1 protein-coding gene is annotated in these 592 nt (G+C 46.3%); it reads left to right on the top strand.

Annotated elements, in window-relative coordinates; genetic code table 11:
• The coding region (locus tag R7Z50_RS29205) for an EAL domain-containing protein (protein WP_318149975.1) at positions 1-592 on the top strand (592 nt) is incomplete at both ends.

Below are 592 nucleotides of genomic sequence, written 5' to 3'. Positions count from 1 at the left end.
TACGGCCACAATGTTGGGGACAAATTACTGGTGCACCTTTCGGCACTATTGAGAAAGGAACTGCCAATTTATATCGAACCAGATTATCGACCATGGATACTCGCAAGCCGCGTTGGTGCGGATGAGTTTGTCGTCGTATTCCCTTGCAACAACAGCTTAGAAGAGCGCGAGATAGCCAACCAAGTTCATAGACAAGTGCTATCACCATTGAGGCTCGACAGTCACAATATCCGCTTAACCACCAGCCTTGGTGTTGCGGTATATCCAGAGTTTGGTTGTAACGCAGATTCGTTGCTGCAACTTTCATCCCTTGCCGCACAAGAATCAAAACGTCGCGGCAAAGACATTATGTCCGTTTACGATCCCGCATTCGATGCGACGGTGAAACAACGACTCTATATCGAAAGAGAACTGAGTCGCTCCATCCACGACTTATCTCAGTTTGAGCTTTGGTATCAACCTAAATTTGACCTTAAGACCTACCAGTTGGTTGGGGTTGAAGCATTAGTGCGATGGAATCATCCCGAGAAAGGTTACATTGGCCCTGAACAGTTTATTCCGATTGCAGAACAAAACGACTTGATTCTCGATA

The sequence above is a fragment of the Vibrio sp. 1249-1 genome (genome assembly GCF_033340495.1).
Note: the sequence above shows the minus strand (reverse complement) of the source record. Positions and strands in the feature narration are given on the sequence as shown.